The sequence below is a fragment of the Dictyoglomus sp. GBS genome, from assembly GCF_055179815.1.
On sequence record NZ_CM143687.1, the window covers coordinates 16,094 to 35,078 of the forward strand.

Below are 18,985 nucleotides of genomic sequence, written 5' to 3' on the forward strand. Positions count from 1 at the left end.
GGTGAAAGACATGGAGGAAAAAGAAATAGAAGTTAAAAAAGATGAGGTAGTCTCAGAGGCCCCCCAAGAGGTAGATTGGGAAATTAAATATGTAAGACTTCAAGCAGAATTTGAAAATTTCCGTCAAAGACTTAGGAGAGAAAAGGAAGAATGGCAAGAAATTGCCAATGCAAGACTTTTAAAAGAAATCGTAGATATAATGGATAATTTTCATTTGGCTTTAGAAAGTATGAAGCATACAAGAAAAAAAGATGCTATTATAGAGGGAGTTCAAATGATATATAAACAATTTGAAAATCTCCTTCAAAAAGAAGGAGTTACAAGGATTGATACTTTAGGAAAACCTTTTGACCCATCTCTTCATGAAGCAGTTGGTATAGAAGAGATTGAGGATGGAGAGGATAATTTAATAGTTAAAGAGATAGCACCTGGATATTTATTTAAAAATAAATTACTGAGACCTGCAAAAGTTATAGTATCAAAAAAAATAGAAAAAGGAGGTAGAGAATAATGGCTAAAATTGTAGGAATTGATTTAGGAACTACAAACTCTCTTATCGCCTATTTAGAAGGTGGTAGACCAGTTATTATTCCAAACGCAGAAGGGAGCAGACTTACCCCATCTGTTGTTGCTTTTACCAAAGATGGACAACTTTTAGTAGGAGAACCTGCAAAGAGACAGGCCATAGTAAATGCAGAAAGAACTATAAAATCAATCAAGAGACACATGGGAACCAATTATAAAGTAAAGATAGATGACAAAGAATATACTCCTCAAGAAATTTCTGCCATGATATTAAGAAAACTCAAAAAAGACGCAGAAGCCTACTTAGGTGAGCCTATAGAAAAGGCAGTAATAACATGTCCCGCTTATTTCTCTGACGCCCAAAGACAAGCCACAAAAGATGCAGGTGCCATTGCAGGATTAGAAGTAGTAAGAATTATAAATGAACCTACAGCAGCAGCTCTTGCCTATGGACTTGACAAAGAAGGACACCAAAAGATTCTTGTTTTCGATCTTGGCGGTGGTACTTTTGATGTATCCATTTTAGAGATTGGTGATGGAGTATTTGAAGTAATCGCAACAGCTGGGAACAATAGATTAGGAGGAGACGATTTTGACGAAAGAATTGTAAATTGGCTTATAGATAACTTCATGGAAGAACATGGAATTAATTTAAGAGAAGATAGAACCGCCCTTCAAAGATTATACGAAGCTGCAGAAAAAGCAAAAATAGAACTTTCTTCAAAATTATCTACAGAGATCAACCTTCCATTCATAGCCATGAAAGGAAATACTCCACTTCATCTTTCCTATACCCTTACAAGGGCAAAATTTGAAGAATTGACATATGATTTAGTAGAAAAAACCCAAGAACCTACAGAAAGGGCATTAAAAGACGCAGGACTCTCACCATCCCAGATTGATAAAATAATCCTTGTAGGTGGTTCTACAAGAATGCCAAGTATCCAAGAATGGATTAAGAAACATTTTGGTAAGGAACCTCAAAGAAATGTAAACCCAGACGAGGCTGTAGCTCTTGGAGCAGCAATACAAGCTGGTGTAATAGGAGGAGAGATAAGAGACATTGTTCTTGTAGATGTAACTCCTCTTTCCCTTGGAATTGAGACTCTTGGTGGAGTATTTACAAAAATTATTGAGAGAAACACTCCTATTCCTGTATCAAAAAGTCAAATCTTTACAACAGCTGCTGATTATCAGACAAGTGTAGAGATTCATGTTCTACAAGGAGAAAGAGCCCTTGCTAAGGATAATATCTCCCTTGGAAGATTTATATTGGATGGAATTCCACCTGCCCCTCGTGGTGTACCTCAAATAGAGGTAACCTTTGATATTGATGTAAATGGAATTGTCCATGTATCTGCAAGGGACAAGGCTACAGGAAAAGAACAAAGAATAACCATATCAAATGCTATTAGACTCTCAGAAGCAGAAATTAAAAGAATGACCGAAGAGGCAAAGAAATTTGAAGAAGAAGATAGAAAAAGAAGAGAAGAAATTGAAACCAAAAACCAAGCAGAACACCTTATTTATACTGCAAGAAAGACTATAAAAGATTATGGAGATAAAGTAAGTAAAGACTTGGTCCAAAAAGTAGAAGATAGAATTAGAAATCTAGAAGAATTAATAAAACCAGACAGAATAAATGTGGAACAAGTAAGAAAAGGAATAGAAGAATTAACTCAAGCTCTTGGTGAAATAGGTCAATTCATGTATCAGTCTACAGGAGCAACTGGAAATTTTCAAGGTCAAAATCCCAATGACAATCCAGGAGGAAAAACTATAGATGGAGAATACAAGGTGAACTAATATGCCCACCAAAAAAGATTATTATGAAATCCTGGGTGTGCCACGAAATGCCACCCAGGATGAAATAAAACAAGCTTACAGAAGGCTTGTTAGACAATACCATCCTGATCTAAATAAGGATCCTTCAGCTCAAGAAAAATTTAAAGAAATAAATGAAGCTTATCAAGTGCTCTCTGATCCACAAAAAAGGGCCCAGTATGATCAATTTGGAAGTGTAGGAGATTTTGCAGGATATGGAGATTTCCAACAAGGGTGGAACCCAGGTGATTTTGATTTTGGAAACTTTGGTAGAACTTTTGAAGACATATTCGAAAACTTCTTTGGAGACAGTATATTTGGGGATCTCTTTGGAAGAAGAGAAAGACAAAGAACTTCAAGAAAAGGAGCAGATTTAAGATATGATATTAACATTACATTAGAAGAGGCAGCATTTGGAGGAAAAAAGGAATTTTTTGTAACAAGATTGGAAACTTGCCCTACATGTAAAGGGTCAAGAGCAGAACCAGGCTCACAACCTATAACCTGTGATATGTGTAATGGTACAGGGCAGGTAAGAACTACAAGACGAACACCTTTTGGACAATTTGTTCAAATAACCACATGCCCAAAATGCCATGGGGAAGGAAAAATAATCACAAATCCATGTCATGAATGCCACGGTACAGGAAAAGTAAGAAAAAAGAGAAAGATTGAATTTAAAATACCAGCAGGTGTAGATGAAGGCTACGTAATAAGATTAGCAGGAGAAGGCGAACCAGGAGATAACGGTGGGCCAAATGGAGATCTTTATATCTATATACATATAGAACCTCATAAAATATTCAAGAGAGATGGAGAAGACATATGGATGGATCTTCCCGTAGATTTTATTACAGCCATTTTAGGAGGAGAAATAGAGATTCCTACCTTAGAAGGAAAGGAAAAGATAAAAATAAAACCAGGAACTCAAAGTAATGAGATAATAACTTTAAAAGGCAAAGGAATACCCAATTTAAATAACCCTGGAAAAAGAGGAGATCAAAAAATAAGAGTTTATATCACAGTACCTACCAATCTATCCCAGGAAGAAAAAGAACTCCTTCTTGAGCTTGCAAAAATAAGAGGAATAAAGATAGAAGAAAATAAAAACATCTTTGAACAAATTAGGGATGCATTTAAGAAGTAAATAAAAAAGCCCCCGAGAGAACTCGGGGGCTTTATGTTTTGAGTGGTTAGAATCCTATCATTAACTTGCTTTCTGCGTAAAGTTTGCCTTTTACATTGAAGCCCCAGAGATCATCTGCTCCTGTTAAATTACCTCTATTGAAACCATTACTGCTATAATCATCCCAATCAAATCCATAACCTACTAAGAGGTCATAAGATACACCACCACCGAGGGATACTGACCATTTACCAAATCCACCAAAGAGTGTATCTGGACCATTCGCTAAGGCTGCCCCAAGGGATAAGGATCCTACTGGTACTGGTAAGGAAGCAGAAACATAACCAAATAGTGTATATGTTTGTGCAGTATCGTATTCAACATATACCTTAGATACATTGGGAACTAAATTATCTCCGCTTACAGAGACTTTTACTTTTTGAGCTTGAACCTTGTAGTTTGCATCAACAGTTACTTTCTCACCAAGAGCTTTAACTGTTGCACCTACAAGTTGCTCTGGAGTATTTGCAGCCTCTCCATAAACAGTTAGGCTTACAGGTGTTGTAACAGGAGTCACAGAACCACCAACTGCCCAATCTGTTACGGTCATTGTTCCAGTTGCTTTATTTATTAACCCATATACTGAAAGTGCTATTGGTGCACTAACAGATACATCTGCCCTTGCTGTTACTGCAGCATTTAATGTGAAGTCGTCTAACATTCCACCAGTAGAAGGTACCCACCAATCATCATCTGGTGATACACCAACTGTAACTTTCACTGGAGCTACATCTGCTACAACACTTATACCATCACTACCTACTACACTACCTACAAGATTTGTTCCAGAAACACCTAATGTTCCCTTATGGAAGGACACAGATAATGGTGTATTAAACACTTTAGAGAATGTAATTGTTCCAGATACCCAATTATCAGTGAGTGATCCACCTGCTATATCGATTTTCACATTAGCATTTACACTGCCAAGATTTGAGCTTCCAGATAGTGAGTAGTTGATATTTCCAGAAGCCCAAGTTCCCCAAATTACATAGTATTGATTATTATATGGAACTAATCTAGTATGGAAACCTACACCAATCCAATTAGAAGTACTTAAATTAGCTGCAAATGCAGGAACTATAAGAAGAGCTAAAACCATCAACCAAACTAATTTCTTCATCTTTCATTGACCCCCTTAGGATTTAAATTTTTATATTTTTTATGACTACCTGGTAAGTATCGTTAACTTACCTTACCAGTTTGCTTCTCAAGAGTGGCAACCTAAAGGTCCCTTCTTCACCTCCTTTCTTGCCACTCAGAAAAGCTTTAACTGATTGTTATTTTACTAAAAATCTTTTTTATGTCAAGTACCTTGAAAAAAACTTATTTTATACAAAAAAGTTATGTTATAATATCATAAATTATGAGAGTTTACAAAACATATTTAAGCAAAAAACAAAAAGAAGTTTTAGAATTTGTAATAAGTTATTGGAAAAAAGAGAAAAGAATGCCTACTGTAAGAGAAGTAGCAAGAGCTCTTGGTTTAAAATCCTCAGGATCTTCCTATTTTCATTTAAAAGCTCTTGTAGATAAAGGCTATCTCGTACAAGATAAAAATGGAAGATTTCATTTAAGAAGTAATGATGGAGAAGAATATTGTATCTTACCCCTTGTAGGTACTATAAGAGCAGGAGTTCCTGTTGATTCTCCCGAAAATACTGAAGAGTATATACCAGTACCAAGGAGATTGGTTAAAAATCCTGATTTAAGCTTCCTATTAAGAGTAAAAGGAGATAGTATGATTGAAGCCCACATAATAGAAGGAGATCTTATTATTGTACAAAGACAACCTATAGCAGAAAAGGGAGACATCGTAGTAGCATTAAAAGATGGAGAATCCACCGTAAAATATCTATCTGAAGAATATGGAATACCGTGCTTAAGGCCTGCAAATAAAAGATATTCTGTAATCTATCCTCCCTTTACCATTATAGGGAAGGTTATTGGGCTTCTCAGGGTATTTTAAATAATTAATCTTTTATGCTATAATTATAAAAAATTAAATATAAAAAAAGGGCGAGGAGATAAGGAGAACCGCCCCACTTTGTAAGAAGTGTGGGCGGTTTTTGTTTTTATAAAAGGAGGGAAAAATGGAAGATGTAATTATAATTGGGGGAGGAATAATAGGAAGCTTAATTGCAAGAGAACTATCCTTTTATGAGATTTCTGTCCTTCTCTTAGATAAAGAGGAGGATATACCTATGGGATCAACAAAGGCAAATAGTGCTATTGTTCATGCTGGATATGATCCGCTACCTGGTACTTTAAAGGCTAAAACTAATGTGGAAGGAAACAGATTATACAAAGATCTATGTAATGAATTAAAAGTACCCTTTAAAAGAATAGGAGCCTATGTGCTCGCCTTTAATGATGAGGAACTAAAAATTCTTCTTGAGCTAAAAGAAAGAGGAAAAATTAATGGAGTATCAGAGATACAACTTTTAAAAAGAGAAGAGATTTTAAAAAGAGAACCTAACATAAATAGAGAAGTAAAATATGCCTTATTTTTTCCTACTTCTGGTATAACTAATCCTTTTCTTCTTACCATTCACGCCTTAGAAAATGCTATTGAAAATGGGGTACAAGTAAAACTTGGAGAAGAAGTAATAGGAATAGAGAAAAAGGACATGGTATATAAAGTAACAACAAATAAATCAAAGTATTATTGTAAATACATAATAAACTGTGCAGGAATATACGCTGATAAAATAATCCATTTATTAGATCCTGATTATCCTTTTGCAATTACCCCAAGAAAGGGAGAATATCTTGTTCTTGATAAAAAGGCTCAAAACTTTGTAAAAAGTACCATCTTCCATGTACCCACTCAAAAAGGAAAAGGAGTCCTTGTAACTCCAACAGTAGACGGTAACATCTTATTAGGCCCTACTGCAGAAAATATAGCGAACAAAGAAGATAAAAGCACTTCCATGGAAGGACTTTCTGAAATAAAGGAGAAAGTAAAAAAATTAACCCCTAATGTGCCCTTTACCCTTGTAATAAATATTTTTTCAGGAATAAGAGCATCAAGTACATACAAAGATTTCTTTGTACAAGAGATTCCAGAATTTAAAAATATTTTACATTTTGCAGGCATAGATTCACCAGGGCTTACCTCTGCTCCATCTCTTGCCAAAATGGCGGTAGAATGGCTCATGGAAAAAGAAAATATAAAAAGAAAGAGAAATATAAAAAATTTTGAAAAAATAGTAGCCTTTAAAGAATTAACTGAGGAAGAAAAGGAAAATCTTATAAAGGAAGATCCAAGATGGGGACATATAATTTGTAGGTGTGAATATGTTAGTGAGATGGAAGTAAGAAATGCAATTAATTCACCTCTTCCCGCTCGTAACTTAGAAGCTATTAAAAAAAGAACAAGGGCAGGTATGGGAAGATGCCAAGGTGCCTTCTGTAGTTATCACATTATGAAAATCCTCTCCGATGAATTAGAGATACCCATGAACATGATTACCTTAAGGGGTGGAAAATCTTTCTTACTTAATGGAGAAAATAAAGTGAGGTGGAAATATGCAAAAAGAAGTTGATATAGCAATAATAGGGGGAGGACCAGCAGGACTTTCAGCCAGTATTTCTTCAGCAGAAAGGGGAAAAAGCATATTAATCTTAGAAAGGAATGAAGAACTGGGAGGGGTTTTAAATCAATGCATACATCCCGGATTTGGCCTCATATATTTCAAAGAAGAACTCACAGGTCCAGAATATGCATATCGCTTTATAAAAGAAATTAAAAAATACCCTAATATAGAAGTGTGGCTCGAAACAATGGTGGTAGATATAACTGAAGAGAAAAAAATTACAGCTATAAATAGAGATGGCATCTGGGAAATTAAAACAAAAGCCATAATTTTTTCCACAGGATGTAGGGAAAGAACGAGAGGAAATTTGCAAATTCCTGGCGCAAGACCAGCAGGTATATATACAGCTGGTACTGCTCAAAGATTAGTAAATATAGAAGGATACCTTCCAGGAGAAAAAATACTTATTTTAGGATCTGGAGACATAGGACTTATTATGGCAAGAAGGTTAAAATGGGAAGGAGCAGAAGTTATAGGTGTGGTTGAAAAACTCCCTTATCCTGGAGGACTCACAAGGAATTTAGTACAGTGCTTAGAAGATTATAATATACCTCTTTATCTAAAACACACAGTAGTCGAGATTTTAGGAAAAGATAGAGTGGAAGGTGTATATATAGCTCCTGTAGATGATAATGGAAATCCTATTATAGAGGATAAAAAATTTATAGAATGTGATACCCTGCTCCTTTCTGCAGGTTTAATTCCAGAAAATGATTTATTAGAAAACATTAATATACCCTTAGATCCAAGGACCCAAGGACCTTATGTAGACCAATATCTCTCTACTTTAAAAGAAGGTATTTTCTCATGTGGAAACTCTTTGCTTGTGAATGACTTAGTAGACTATGTAACTTTACAAGGAATTTTAGCAGGAAAATCTGCAGCAAAATACATAAATAATGAAACAAATATAGAAAAAAGAGTACATATTGAGATTGACGGAAACTTAAGACTTGTAGCACCTCAATATTTAAGTTTTCCTATTTTAGAAGATATCACCTTTTACTTCAGAGTAAAAGAGCCTCAAAAATCAGCCATTTTAACACTAAAAGATAAAGATAAAAGAATAAAAGAATGGAGATTTCCAGTAGTAAAACCAGCAGAAATGATAGTTATAAAAGTAAAACCTGAATTTTTAAGAGATATTGAAAGTCCTAAATTCTACATGGAGGGATAACATGAAAAAAGAAATAACTTGTATAGTATGCCCCTTAGGTTGCAGTTTAGAGTTAGAAATAGGAGAAGATATTATGGTTAAAGGAAATAAATGTGAAAAAGGAAAAAATTACGCTATAGAGGAGTTTAAAAATCCTAAAAGAACTTTAACTACTACAGTAAAAATAAAAAATGGCAAATATAAAGTTGTACCAGTAAAAACCACATTTCCTATTCCTAAAGAATACATTTTCCCTCTACTTGAAAAATTATCGGAAATAGAGATTACTGCACCAGTTCCTATGGGCTATAAAGTATTAGAAAATATATTTCAGTTATCGGTAGATGTAATAACCACTCGCCCTATGGAAACAAAGGAAAATACAAGAAAGATAAAGGAGACAAAAAAGAGTACATAAAAACCCAAATATTTTATTATAGCCCCATTAAAAAGATGCATTAAAGAAGAAAAAGCCATCACTATAGTATTATTTACCGCCAAATATACAGGAAGATCTTCCTTAGGAGATACCCCTGTTATTATAAACCCAGAGGTAAGAATATTAGAGACAAAAGTTAAATTAACAAGAATACTACCCAAAATTGTACCAATTAAATTTCTAAATACAAAAACTACAATAAATCCAACTAAACCAAGAGCCATACCTAAGGATAATACTTTTTTGTATCCTAAATTTTTTGTTAACTCACCCAAAATAAAACTTCCCAAAACGCTGGAAAGAATATACCCAAAATTAAAGACTGTAACTATATTATTTAAAGCCCCAAAATTTTTATCAGCATAAACAATAAAATAGGGCAAAGAGGTAAGAGAAAGTCCTAAAAATAGAAGAGATACTACAACTTTCCTAAAGACAGGGTTAATTTTTAAAATAGAAAAAGCCCTCTTCATAAATTGGGAAAAGGATAAACTATCTTCAAAAATATCTCCCTCTTTTTCCTCCATAAAATAAAAAAACAGGGCATCTAAAAGGAGAATAAAGGTACCGGTAAGAAATATAAGAAAGAAATTATAAGGAAAAGAAATTCTACTTATATAAAAATTTAAAAGAAGGGTCATAAAAATAGCAATCAAATTTCCTAACGCACTACCTCTACCTACTACACGTCCCCTCTCTTCAAAGGGCAGTATTTTATCCAAAATGCTAAAATAAAAGGGTCCATAAGTTCCCACAAATAAGTTAAAGGCTCCGTAAAAAAGTAAGAATAAATAAATAGTAGCTGTTTTTCCAAAATATTTAAGAATAAAAGGAAATAAAAAGACAAAAATTAAGAAGCTAAATCTTTGAATAAGAAGAATTTTAGCAAAAACTTTGTTTTTTATCCTTAACCTCTGAACGTATCTTGCTATAAAAATAGAAGGCAAAAAACTACCAAGAACAGCCAAAAAATTGGCCAAGCTTATATGAAAAGTAGTACCCGAAAGAGCAATAATAAAATAAGGAATCACCGTATTAACATTCAAAAAGATCATCCCATTTATAAAAAAGACTGGATCCCAAAATGCCAAAATATAATTTCTCTTATTTCTCAAAAGTAAACCTCCTAAACTTTTTTAGATAATTATACCAAAGGCTGAAAAAAATACTAAATAAGTATGATATAATTACTCTAAGTTAGATAAAAGCTAATATGGAGGGAAAAAATGAAAATAGCAAATAATATATTAGAACTCATAGGAAACACTCCTTTAGTTAAATTAAATAAAATCACACAAGGATGCTTTGCGAATGTATTTGCAAAATTAGAATCTTTTAATCCAGGGGGAAGCATAAAAGATAGAATAGCTTTATCCATGATTGAAAAGGCAGAAAAGGAAAGCTTAATATCCAAGGAAAAAGTAATTATTGAACCCACTTCAGGAAATACAGGAATAGGTCTTGCCATGGTTTGCGCTATAAAGGGTTACAAATTAATACTTGTTATGCCAGAGAGTATGAGTCTTGAAAGAAGAGCTTTATTAAGAGCTTTTGGTGCAGAACTTATTCTTACTCCCAAAGAGAAGGGTATGAAAGGTGCCATTGAAAAAGTAGAAGAAATAGTAAGAGAAAAACCTGAAAAGTACTTTATACCTATGCAATTTGAAAATCCTGCAAATCCAGAGATTCACAGAAAAACCACTGCAGAAGAGATTTGGAGAGATACTGACGGAATGGTAGATATAATAGTTGGTGGAGTAGGTACAGGAGGAACTATAACAGGCATAGGAGAGGCTCTTAAAAGTAGAAAAAATAGTATAAAAATCATTGCAGTGGAGCCATCAAAATCTCCAGTACTATCTGGAGGCAATCCTTCTCCTCATAAAATTCAAGGTATAGGTGCTGGTTTCATACCAAAGGTGCTTAATTTAAATATCATAGATGAAATAATACAAGTTTCAGACGAAGATGCTATAGAAACAGCAAAAAAATTAATTAGAGAAGAAGGAATATTATGTGGTATTTCATCAGGAGCTGCCACTTATGCTGCACTAATAGTTGCAAAAAGAGAAGAGAATAAGGACAAAAATATAGTAGTAATACTACCTGATACTGGAGAAAGATATATTTCTACAGATCTCTTTGAAGAATATAGATTTTAGTATGTAAAAGAACTCCCTCCTATAAACTCTCTCAAAATAGAAGTCATAGGAACCTCTGTAGGAGACAAGGGCAGAAAATGAGAGAGAATATCAAGAAGCCTTTTTGCCTCAGGATATTCTGGATAATATGGAGGAATAGCTTTAAGCATTGGCTCAGCAAAAGTTTTTAGAATTGGAAACTCATAAACCAATGCAGAATTAAACATCACATCAGCCCTTTCCTGGGTTGGAAAAATATATAAATCTTCTGCCTTTCTTACAGAAGGCCATTGTCTTATAGAATCAATCACACCATATCCCCTAAAAATACTATCCCTTACAATTCTTCTTATCAAGCGAGAATCAGTTGTAGGTACCCTATTTTGATTATCTATATTAAGATGGGTCAAAGCACTTACAAAAATATGATACTTCATATGGCCAGGGATAAGATTTGTCATTTCTGGGTTTAAAGCATGAATTCCTTCCATCACTATAATACTTCTCTTATCTAATTTTACTATTTTTCCTGATTTTTCCCTTCTCTTCTTCTGGAAATTATACTTGGGAAGTTCCACTTCTCCCCCATTCATAATTATATTTAAATGCTCATTAAGAAGTTCTATATCTACAGCCTTAGGATTATCAAAATCATAATTTCCATATTCATCCCTTGATATATACTGGGGTGGTAAGAAATAGTCATCCATCTCTATGACGATAGGTCTTATACCATTCACCTTTAACTGAATTTGCAATCTCTTGCTAAAAGTAGTCTTACCTGCGGAAGAAGGTCCTGCTATCAACACCAGTCTTAAATCTGGAAGTTTTGAACAGATTTCATCAGCTATCTGAGCAATCTTTTTTTCATGTAAAGCCTCTGCCACTTTTATTACTTCCGAAACCTCTCCTCTTTCAATTGAATCATTTAAAGAAGAAGCATCTACAAGTCCCAATATCTCAAGCCAATTTTTATATTCATAAAAAGCTTGGAATAACTTAACTATCTCCTTAAATTCACTGAGCTTTTCCATATCCTTATCATCTGGAAGAATCAATATAAAACCAGGTTGATAAAGCTTTAAATCAAAAGTTTTTAAATAAGAAGTAGAAGGTACTAAAGGTAAAAAAGAATATTCATAATGGTCATCTACATGATATATGGGAATCTTTGAAAAAGGTATGTATTTTATAAGTCTAATTTTATCTTCCTCATTTTTCTCTTTAAACAATAAAAGGGCTTCTTCCTTTTCCACATACTTTTTTTGGATATCTATATCTTTCTCCGAAAGCTCCCTCATTTTTTCTTTTATTTTTTCTATATCCTCCCACTTAGGTGTATAATTCTTAAATCTACCATAAAGACTCTTATGGTATGAATGCTCTACTAAAACCTTTTGATCAGGAAAAACCTTGGACACTGCTAAGTTTAAAAGAAATATAAAACTTCTTTCTAATATTCTCCTACCCAAATTAGATCTACTACCAATAACATCCAGCCTAACATCATCAGTAACCATAAAATTAAGATCTTCTATTTCTCCATTTACCCTCACTCCAATAGGAATCTCCCCTTCGTTTAAAAGCTTAGAAGCTATCTCTTTATTGTTATTCAAAATTTCTATAACTCTTTGAGGATTTTCTATCTCTAATCTTATTGCCCCTCTAAATTCCACATTTATCATGATAAGAACCTCCCAGATATTTAAGTTCTTATTTAAAAAATTTTTAATTTAGTTTATAATATTTCCAAGAAGATTTAAAGGAAGGAGTTGAAATTTTTCTTATGAAGAAGCTTATTATTTCCCTCCTAATCTCCATTTTTTTTGTTTTTAGTTTATCCTATGCACAAGAAAATCCCAATAGTATAAAACTAATAGGTGTAGCAATAGCTTCAAGTATAGAAGAAGACGAATATGGTCTTACTTTAATTGACGGAATATTTAGTATAATTAATTTTGATAGTCTCCCTCAAACAGATACTTTTTCACTATATTCTCGGTGGATGGGGAATGGAAAATACGACATAGAAATAAATCTATTAAACCCAAGTAAAGAGAAAATATTAGGCACTATCGATGATAGTTTTGAATTGACAAGAGAAAATGAAGTATTTTATTTTTGGGGAAACTTTGAAGATATAGCCTTTGATGAACCAGGAGTTTATTGGATACAAGTGAAAGCAGACGGGAAACTTCTCAAGGAAATACCATTATTCGTTTTAGAAAATGATGAAGATATAGATATTCCAGAAAATTTAACACAAAAACCTATTTTAGCCTTTACTCTTCCTGCTCTTGAGATTTACGAAAATGATTATGGTCTTACATCCTTAAAAGGAATTTACGAATATTACGCCACTGATGAACTACCATTCACAGATTCATTTATTATTGCAAATGGTTGGATGTCTGGTGAAAGTGAATACAACCAACATATAGAAATTTTCTCACCTGACAAAAAATTATTATATAAATCAGAACCTCAAAGCTTTGAAACAAATGCTGGATCTATTATTACTTTATTTGATGAGATATCCAATTTTTCATTTGAGAAAGAGGGAGATTACTTAGTTAAAGTTTTCCTTGACGATGAAGAAGTTAATTCCTTTGTACTAAAAGTGATCAAAGAATAAGGAATAAGGGGAGGGGCAGAAATGCCCCTTATTCTTCTATTTTTGCAAGAATATCTCCTTTACTCAATATAAGATAATCTTCATCATCAACCTTTATTTCTGTTCCGGAGTATTTTGCAAAGATAATTTTATCTCCTTTTTTCACCTTTATAGTTTCGTCATCTCCTACCTCAATCACTTCAGCAATTTGAGGCTTCTCTTTTGCTACATCAGGAAGAATTATACCTGTAGGCGTCTTTTCTTCTTCCTTTATAACCTTAACAAGTACCCTATCCTCTAATGGGATTACTCTTTTCACGTCTTTCACCTCCTTATATTTTTCACTTAAGACCTAATAACCTATCTATTTTAGCTCTATCAAATCCTACAATAATATGTCCATTTATATCTATAACAGGAACCCCCATTTGCCCTGATTTTCTTACCATCTCCTCTGCTGCTTTTTTATCTTTAGAGACATCTACATCATAGAATCTAATACCCCTCTCCCGTAAATATCTTTTAGCTGCATTACACCAAGGACAAGAGGAAGTTGAGTATACTATTACTCTTGGCATATTCATTATTACTTCACCTCCTAATATATACTATATGGGGTATATTATAAAAACATATACCTATTAAGTCAATTTAAAATTTTTTTAAAGTTTTCTTATAAAAGATCATGCTATACTACTTAAAATTCCTAAAATTTTAAGGAGGTATAAAAATGCCTTTAGTAAACCCTAAAGAATTATTCCAAAAATGCTATGGTAAATATGCAATAGGAGCCTTTAACGTAAATAATATGGAAATTTTGCAAGGAGTAATTGAAGCAGCAAAAGAAGAAAGATCACCATTAATTCTTCAAATATCAAAAGGTGCAAGAAATTATGCAAAACTTGTATACCTGATGAAGTTAATTGAAGCAGCAGTACAAGATGCTCCTGATATACCAATAGCAGTGCATTTAGATCATGGTGATAGTGTAGAACTCTGTAAAGAAGTTATTGATGCTGGTTTCACATCTGTAATGATTGATGGATCTCATCTTCCCTTTGAGGAGAATGTGAGAATCACAAAAGAAGTTGTTGATTATGCACACCCAAGAGGAGTAGCAGTAGAAGGAGAACTTGGAAGATTGGTTGGTGTTGAAGAACATGTAGTAGTTTCTGAAAGAGAAGCATCCTATACTGATCCGGATAAAGCAGTAGAATTTGTTGAGAGAACTGGAGTAGATTCCCTTGCTATAGCTATTGGTACAAGCCATGGTGCCTATAAGTTTAAAGGTGAACCTAAATTAGACTTTGACAGATTAAGAGAAATTGCTAAAAGACTTCCAGGATTTCCATTAGTCTTACATGGAGCATCTTCCGTACTCCCTGAATATGTAGAAAAGGCAAATAAATATGGAGCCAAATTAGGGGGAGCAAAAGGTGTACCAGAAGAAATGATAAGAGAAGCTACTAAAATGGGAATTTGTAAGGTAAATATAGATACTGATTTAAGACTTGCTGTTACTGCTACTATTAGAGAAATTTTTTCATTACATCCAGAGGAATTTGACCCAAGAAAATATCTTGGGCCAGCAAGAGACGAAGTCAAAAAATTAGTAAAACATAAATTAAGAAACGTACTTGGCTCAAGCGGACAGATATAATATAAAATAAAAAGGGAGAGAGATTATCTCTCTCCCTTTAAATATTGTATACTTCTTTTTAAATTCTCATGTTTTTCCTTTAAAGAGTTAATTTCTAAAATAATAGACCCCTTAAAATTTCTGATAAAATCTAAATATTCTTCAAACTGAATTTTCCCTTTTCCTAAGGAAAGATGCTCATCTTTTGTTCCATCATTATCATGTATATGAATATGGGTAATATATGGCCTTAATATTTCAAAAGATTTATTAACTCCTTGAGATGAAATATTTGCATGCCCAAAATCAAAGCAAACCTTTAATCTTTCTCTAAATGTATCAATAAATTTTTTAAACTCTTCTACATTTTCAAACAAATCATTATCATCAAAGTATGTATTTTCAAAGGTAATCTCTATACCATATTTATCCGCTTTATCCATTATTATTTCTAAAGATTTTTTCAGCCTTTTCTTTGCGAGATATTTTAGAAGGAAAATTCTTAAAGGGACTTGCCCAGGATGTATCACTGCCCTTTTAACACCTATCTTATATGCATAATCCAAAGCTTTCAAGACACTGTCTATACTACTCTTCCATATAAGGTCATTAAAGGAGCCTAAATTAATATCTATATAAGGAAGATGCATAGTAAGAAAGAAATTTTTATTTTCTGCATATTCTCTTATTCTTTCTGGTTTCTCTAACAGTCTTCCATTAAAAAATAAGACAAGATCTCCAAAAAGCTCTAAAGTATTACCTCCTAAATTTTGAGTAATGTCAATAGCTCTTCTTACTGAATAAGTTTTTAAAGATAAAAAAGAAAATCCTATTTTCATATTAGAAATATTATACTATAATTTATTAGGAGATATAACATTATGAAGAAAATACTTTTACTATTTATAGCTTTATATCTTTCTATATTTAGTTCCTCTTTTGCACAAGAGGATCTTACACTTTTTGATGCTAAATCAGCAGGTTTAGGATTTACTTTTGTAACCCTTAATAGTGAGGGAGAGACATACTTTTTTAGTCCCGCCACTTTATCTCTAAAAAAATTCTCCTATCTTTCCTTTTCTATAGATTCTACAAATAACCAAACTATAAAAATATCATACTTTTATCCATCTACTACTTTTTACGCCTTAAGTGTTGACTTATCCTTTGATCCCAATACCCAACAATATACTTTTAAAAATATAAGAGGAGCTATATCCTTTCCTCTCACCAATTACCTTTATTTTGGAACATCAGCAAATTATGTGGAAGAACAAAAATTGATAAAAGGTAATTTAGGTATACTTTTAAAAGTTGGGAACATAAAAACAGGTGTAGTAGGAGAAGGAATTACCATAGAAAAATTATCTGAAAATGAATATAAAGTAACTACATTCTTAAAATATAGCTTAGGTTTAAATCTTTCTCTATTTAATGATACAACTAACCTTTATTTAGATGTGGTAGATGTGGAAAAATTTTCAAATACAAAAGATTTGAATCTTTTAAGATTTGGTCTTGAACAAAATCTAGGAAATATATTGGTAATAAGATTGGGAAGCTCTGGAAATATTACAAATATACAAAACTATACCTTAGGCATAGGTTTAAATCTCAATATATTAAATCTTAATTTTAGCACTTTTCTTGATAAGGAAGACTCATCAAATTCAAAATTAAAATACAAGCTCACAGGAACATTAAGATTTTAATAATCAATACCCCATCTTGCTTTAATTCCTTTTTGGTATGGATGTTTTATCTCTTTCATTTCTGTAACTAAATCCGCTTTTTCTTTTATACTTTCAGGCATATACCTTCCAGTTAATATTACTTCAAGATATCCGGGTTTTTTATTTAGAAAATCTATTACTTCCTCTTCCTTTATTAACCCATAATATATGGCAAGACTGATTTCATCTAACACCAATAGATCATACTTGTTGAAATTATTTAACACCTTTTGCCATCCCCCTCTCACCACTTCTAAATCCTTATCTGTAGGCCCATCCTTTCCTATAAAGCATTCCCCACAACCATAACATTCAATAATATTCTCTCTTATGCCCGAAGAATAAATACAATCTCTTCCAAACTGCCAAAAATCTAAATTTTCTACTTTCTGTGCAAAAAGGAACTCTCCAGTAAAACTATTACCCTTTACAAACTGCACAAAAAGTACCTTTAATCCATGTCCTAAAGCCCTTACAGCTTGCCCTAAAGCAGCAGTCGTTTTTCCTTTCCCATCACCCGTATATACCTGTATTAATCCATGTATCCTATTAGATGCAGACATAATATACGTCAATGATATTTTCTAATCTTTTTATTTTATTTAATACTTCTTCGCTTACAGGATTATCAATTACAAGTACCATTACTGCATCTTTACCTATCTCTTTTCTTCCTACTTGCATTGCAGCAATATTGATTTGATTTTCACCTAAAATAGTACCTACTTGACCAATAATACCTGGTTTGTCAATATGAAATGCGATTAAAAGATAAGGGGCAAGAGCAAGATCTAAATAATAGTCTTGTATCTTCAAAAGTCTCTCTTGACCTCTACTTACAGTTCCAGAAAGTTCTATAAACCCCTTCTCCGTTTTCAATCTCAATTTTAATGAAGTTCTGTATGTATCTGTTTCTTCTGTCCTTACTTCCTTAATCTTTAATTTTCTATCTTTTGCCATAGGAAGAGCATTTATTAGATTTACCTCTTCACCTAATATAGGTTCCAAAAATCCCTTAACTACTGCAGACGCAAGAGAAGTCTCTATTTTATTAGCCAATTCTCCACATATTTGTATCTCTAATTCTTCTGGATTGGCATTAACAACTTGAGCCAATAATTTTCCAAGTTTTTCTCCAAGCCTTATAAAGGGTAAAATCTCTGGAGAAACTTGAATTGGTAAGTTAACAGCATGGGTAACAACTTCTCCTTTAAAGAATCTTATTATATCTTCAGCCACAATAAGAGCAACCTTTTCTTGAGCCTCCTGAGTAGAAGCACCTAAATGGGGCGTAAGCACTACATTATCTAAGGTTAGGAGAGGATTATCAGGCTCTATAGGTTCACTCTTGAATACATCTAAGGCTGCACCAGCTATTTTTTTATCCTTCAATACCTCATAAAGAGCTGATTCATCTACAAGTCCACCTCTTGCACAATTAATAAGATAAGCAGTAGGTTTCATGCTTTCCAATTCTTTTTTTCCAATAAGGTTTTTCGTCTCTTGAGTCAATGGTAAATGTAATGAGACATAATCCGCTTCTCTTAGAAGATAATAAAGATCATCGGTAAGCTCAACTTCAAGTTCTTTTGCCTTCTCTAAGGAAATAAAAGGATCATAAGCAATAATTCTCATTCTAAAGGATTTTGCTCTCTTTGCTACCTCAGATCCAATTCTTCCAAGTCCAACCAAACCTAATGTTTTCCCATAAAGTTCATTACCTATAAAACTTTTTCTTTCCCATTTTCCTTGTTTTAAAAGCCAAAATGCGTGAGGAATTTTACGAGAAATAGCTAACATTAATCCAATAGTATGTTCACAAGCAGCTATAGTATTACCTTCAGGTGCATTTATTACAAGAATTCCCTTTCTTGTTGCTTCTTCTACATCAATATTATCAACTCCTACCCCTGCTCTACCAATAACTTTTAAGTTTTTAGCTCTTTCTATAACCTCTTTTGTAACTTTTGTCTCGGATCTAACCACTAAAGCAACATAATCCCCAATTATATTGAGAAGCTCCTCTTTAGGAAGCCCCGGCTTATAATCTACATCAAAATATTCTCTTAATTTATTTAAGCCAGCTTCAGCTAATGGATCAGAAACTAATACTTTATACCTTTCCATTC

At 33.0% G+C, this 18,985-nt stretch carries 19 protein-coding genes; 11 read left to right on the forward strand and 8 right to left on the reverse strand.

Annotated elements, in window-relative coordinates:
* Positions 1 to 10 precede the first annotated feature (10 nt).
* From ACY3IT_RS00065 to dnaJ, 3 genes are read left to right on the forward strand one after another with little or no spacing between them, the layout of a single operon-like run.
* Complete coding sequence (locus ACY3IT_RS00065) at positions 11 to 511, forward strand: nucleotide exchange factor GrpE (RefSeq protein ID WP_463083651.1); 501 nt, start codon at positions 11 to 13, stop codon at positions 509 to 511.
* Positions 511 to 2,331, forward strand: a complete 1,821-nt coding sequence (dnaK, locus tag ACY3IT_RS00070) for a molecular chaperone DnaK (RefSeq protein ID WP_463082754.1) — start codon at positions 511 to 513, stop codon at positions 2,329 to 2,331. Before ACY3IT_RS00065 ends, dnaK begins: the two co-directional genes overlap by 1 nt.
* Position 2,332: 1 nt before the next feature.
* Positions 2,333 to 3,496, forward strand: a complete 1,164-nt coding sequence (gene dnaJ / locus ACY3IT_RS00075; RefSeq protein ID WP_463082755.1) for a molecular chaperone DnaJ — start codon at positions 2,333 to 2,335, stop codon at positions 3,494 to 3,496.
* Between the two features lie 46 nt (positions 3,497 to 3,542).
* On the opposite strand, the gene ACY3IT_RS00080 is transcribed toward dnaJ, so the two are convergent.
* Positions 3,543 to 4,658, reverse strand: coding sequence for a hypothetical protein (locus ACY3IT_RS00080; protein WP_463082756.1), 1,116 nt, complete (start codon positions 4,656 to 4,658; stop codon positions 3,543 to 3,545).
* A 243-nt stretch (positions 4,659 to 4,901) separates the two neighbouring features.
* On the opposite strand from ACY3IT_RS00080, the gene lexA reads away from it, so the two are divergent.
* The 4 genes from lexA to ACY3IT_RS00100 all read left to right on the forward strand — a co-directional run bounded on the left by lexA (position 4,902) and on the right by ACY3IT_RS00100 (position 8,708).
* Positions 4,902 to 5,504: a transcriptional repressor LexA gene (lexA, locus tag ACY3IT_RS00085; protein WP_463082757.1), complete on the forward strand. Its 603-nt coding sequence runs from the start codon at positions 4,902 to 4,904 to the stop codon at positions 5,502 to 5,504.
* Positions 5,505 to 5,628: 124 nt separating this feature from the next.
* The gene (locus ACY3IT_RS00090; protein ID WP_463082758.1) at positions 5,629 to 7,083 is read left to right on the forward strand and encodes an FAD-dependent oxidoreductase; all 1,455 of its coding nucleotides are present in this window, start codon (positions 5,629 to 5,631) and stop codon (positions 7,081 to 7,083) included.
* Positions 7,067 to 8,311 (forward strand): NAD(P)/FAD-dependent oxidoreductase, encoded by a 1,245-nt coding sequence (locus ACY3IT_RS00095; protein ID WP_463082759.1) that lies wholly within the window; start codon positions 7,067 to 7,069, stop codon positions 8,309 to 8,311. The genes ACY3IT_RS00090 and ACY3IT_RS00095 overlap by 17 nt, the downstream gene beginning before the upstream one ends.
* A gap of 1 nt (position 8,312) precedes the next feature.
* Complete coding sequence (locus ACY3IT_RS00100; RefSeq protein WP_463082760.1) at positions 8,313 to 8,708, forward strand: DUF1667 domain-containing protein; 396 nt, start codon at positions 8,313 to 8,315, stop codon at positions 8,706 to 8,708.
* Here ACY3IT_RS00100 and ACY3IT_RS00105 read toward each other — a convergent pair.
* Positions 8,621 to 9,844 carry a hypothetical protein gene (locus ACY3IT_RS00105; RefSeq protein WP_463082761.1) on the reverse strand — a complete coding sequence of 408 codons (1,224 nt, stop codon included), beginning with the start codon at positions 9,842 to 9,844 and terminating at the stop codon, positions 8,621 to 8,623. The genes ACY3IT_RS00100 and ACY3IT_RS00105 overlap by 88 nt on opposite strands.
* A gap of 111 nt (positions 9,845 to 9,955) precedes the next feature.
* Here ACY3IT_RS00105 and cysK point away from each other — a divergent pair, with 111 nt between their 5' ends.
* A complete protein-coding gene (gene cysK / locus ACY3IT_RS00110) occupies positions 9,956 to 10,891 on the forward strand; it encodes a cysteine synthase A (protein ID WP_463082762.1) in 936 nt (311 codons plus the stop codon).
* Here the strand turns inward: cysK and ACY3IT_RS00115 are convergent.
* Entirely contained in the window at positions 10,888 to 12,555 is a 1,668-nt protein-coding gene (locus ACY3IT_RS00115) for a uridine kinase family protein (RefSeq protein WP_463082763.1), read from the reverse strand. The two genes, cysK and ACY3IT_RS00115, sit on opposite strands and share 4 nt — an antisense overlap.
* 101 nt (positions 12,556 to 12,656) lie before the next feature.
* Here ACY3IT_RS00115 and ACY3IT_RS00120 point away from each other — a divergent pair, with 101 nt between their 5' ends.
* Positions 12,657 to 13,505 (forward strand): DUF6941 family protein, encoded by an 849-nt coding sequence (locus ACY3IT_RS00120; protein WP_463082764.1) that lies wholly within the window; start codon positions 12,657 to 12,659, stop codon positions 13,503 to 13,505.
* A gap of 28 nt (positions 13,506 to 13,533) precedes the next feature.
* On the opposite strand, the gene ACY3IT_RS00125 is transcribed toward ACY3IT_RS00120, so the two are convergent.
* Positions 13,534 to 13,803: a co-chaperone GroES gene (locus tag ACY3IT_RS00125; RefSeq protein ID WP_463082765.1), complete on the reverse strand. Its 270-nt coding sequence runs from the start codon at positions 13,801 to 13,803 to the stop codon at positions 13,534 to 13,536.
* 22 nt (positions 13,804 to 13,825) lie between these two features.
* Positions 13,826 to 14,068 carry a glutaredoxin family protein gene (locus ACY3IT_RS00130; RefSeq protein WP_463082766.1) on the reverse strand — a complete coding sequence of 81 codons (243 nt, stop codon included), beginning with the start codon at positions 14,066 to 14,068 and terminating at the stop codon, positions 13,826 to 13,828.
* A gap of 146 nt (positions 14,069 to 14,214) precedes the next feature.
* On the opposite strand from ACY3IT_RS00130, the gene fba reads away from it, so the two are divergent.
* Positions 14,215 to 15,144: a class II fructose-1,6-bisphosphate aldolase gene (gene fba / locus ACY3IT_RS00135; RefSeq protein WP_463082767.1), complete on the forward strand. Its 930-nt coding sequence runs from the start codon at positions 14,215 to 14,217 to the stop codon at positions 15,142 to 15,144.
* Between the two features lie 23 nt (positions 15,145 to 15,167).
* Here fba and ACY3IT_RS00140 read toward each other — a convergent pair whose 3' ends face one another.
* Positions 15,168 to 15,962 carry a sugar phosphate isomerase/epimerase family protein gene (locus ACY3IT_RS00140; RefSeq protein WP_463082768.1) on the reverse strand — a complete coding sequence of 265 codons (795 nt, stop codon included), beginning with the start codon at positions 15,960 to 15,962 and terminating at the stop codon, positions 15,168 to 15,170.
* Positions 15,963 to 16,004: 42 nt separating this feature from the next.
* Here ACY3IT_RS00140 and ACY3IT_RS00145 point away from each other — a divergent pair, with 42 nt between their 5' ends.
* Positions 16,005 to 16,835: a hypothetical protein gene (locus ACY3IT_RS00145; RefSeq protein WP_463082769.1), complete on the forward strand. Its 831-nt coding sequence runs from the start codon at positions 16,005 to 16,007 to the stop codon at positions 16,833 to 16,835.
* On the opposite strand, the gene ACY3IT_RS00150 is transcribed toward ACY3IT_RS00145, so the two are convergent.
* Together ACY3IT_RS00150 and serA are read right to left on the reverse strand one after the other, a co-directional pair.
* Complete coding sequence (locus tag ACY3IT_RS00150; RefSeq protein WP_463082770.1) at positions 16,832 to 17,419, reverse strand: cob(I)yrinic acid a,c-diamide adenosyltransferase; 588 nt, start codon at positions 17,417 to 17,419, stop codon at positions 16,832 to 16,834. The genes ACY3IT_RS00145 and ACY3IT_RS00150 overlap by 4 nt on opposite strands.
* On the reverse strand, positions 17,406 to 18,983 hold the full coding sequence (serA, locus tag ACY3IT_RS00155; protein WP_463082771.1) for a phosphoglycerate dehydrogenase: 1,578 nt from the start codon (positions 18,981 to 18,983) through the stop codon (positions 17,406 to 17,408). Before serA ends, ACY3IT_RS00150 begins: the two co-directional genes overlap by 14 nt.
* Positions 18,984 to 18,985: the final 2 nt, after the last annotated feature.

What these genes read in the sequence shown, in the direction of transcription:
- ACY3IT_RS00065 (WP_463083651.1), top strand. Translation starts at nt 11, where the DNA reads ATGGAGGAAAAAGAAATAGAAGTTAAAAAAGATGAGGTAGTCTCAGAG.
- dnaK (WP_463082754.1), top strand. Translation starts at nt 511, where the DNA reads ATGGCTAAAATTGTAGGAATTGATTTAGGAACTACAAACTCTCTTATC.
- dnaJ (WP_463082755.1), top strand. Translation starts at nt 2,333, where the DNA reads ATGCCCACCAAAAAAGATTATTATGAAATCCTGGGTGTGCCACGAAAT.
- ACY3IT_RS00080 (WP_463082756.1), bottom strand. Translation starts at nt 4,658, where the DNA reads ATGAAGAAATTAGTTTGGTTGATGGTTTTAGCTCTTCTTATAGTTCCT.
- lexA (WP_463082757.1), top strand. Translation starts at nt 4,902, where the DNA reads ATGAGAGTTTACAAAACATATTTAAGCAAAAAACAAAAAGAAGTTTTA.
- ACY3IT_RS00090 (WP_463082758.1), top strand. Translation starts at nt 5,629, where the DNA reads ATGGAAGATGTAATTATAATTGGGGGAGGAATAATAGGAAGCTTAATT.
- ACY3IT_RS00095 (WP_463082759.1), top strand. Translation starts at nt 7,067, where the DNA reads ATGCAAAAAGAAGTTGATATAGCAATAATAGGGGGAGGACCAGCAGGA.
- ACY3IT_RS00100 (WP_463082760.1), top strand. Translation starts at nt 8,313, where the DNA reads ATGAAAAAAGAAATAACTTGTATAGTATGCCCCTTAGGTTGCAGTTTA.
- cysK (WP_463082762.1), top strand. Translation starts at nt 9,956, where the DNA reads ATGAAAATAGCAAATAATATATTAGAACTCATAGGAAACACTCCTTTA.
- ACY3IT_RS00115 (WP_463082763.1), bottom strand. Translation starts at nt 12,555, where the DNA reads ATGATAAATGTGGAATTTAGAGGGGCAATAAGATTAGAGATAGAAAAT.
- ACY3IT_RS00120 (WP_463082764.1), top strand. Translation starts at nt 12,657, where the DNA reads ATGAAGAAGCTTATTATTTCCCTCCTAATCTCCATTTTTTTTGTTTTT.
- ACY3IT_RS00130 (WP_463082766.1), bottom strand. Translation starts at nt 14,068, where the DNA reads ATGAATATGCCAAGAGTAATAGTATACTCAACTTCCTCTTGTCCTTGG.
- fba (WP_463082767.1), top strand. Translation starts at nt 14,215, where the DNA reads ATGCCTTTAGTAAACCCTAAAGAATTATTCCAAAAATGCTATGGTAAA.
- ACY3IT_RS00140 (WP_463082768.1), bottom strand. Translation starts at nt 15,962, where the DNA reads ATGAAAATAGGATTTTCTTTTTTATCTTTAAAAACTTATTCAGTAAGA.
- ACY3IT_RS00145 (WP_463082769.1), top strand. Translation starts at nt 16,005, where the DNA reads ATGAAGAAAATACTTTTACTATTTATAGCTTTATATCTTTCTATATTT.
- ACY3IT_RS00150 (WP_463082770.1), bottom strand. Translation starts at nt 17,419, where the DNA reads ATGTCTGCATCTAATAGGATACATGGATTAATACAGGTATATACGGGT.
- serA (WP_463082771.1), bottom strand. Translation starts at nt 18,983, where the DNA reads ATGGAAAGGTATAAAGTATTAGTTTCTGATCCATTAGCTGAAGCTGGC.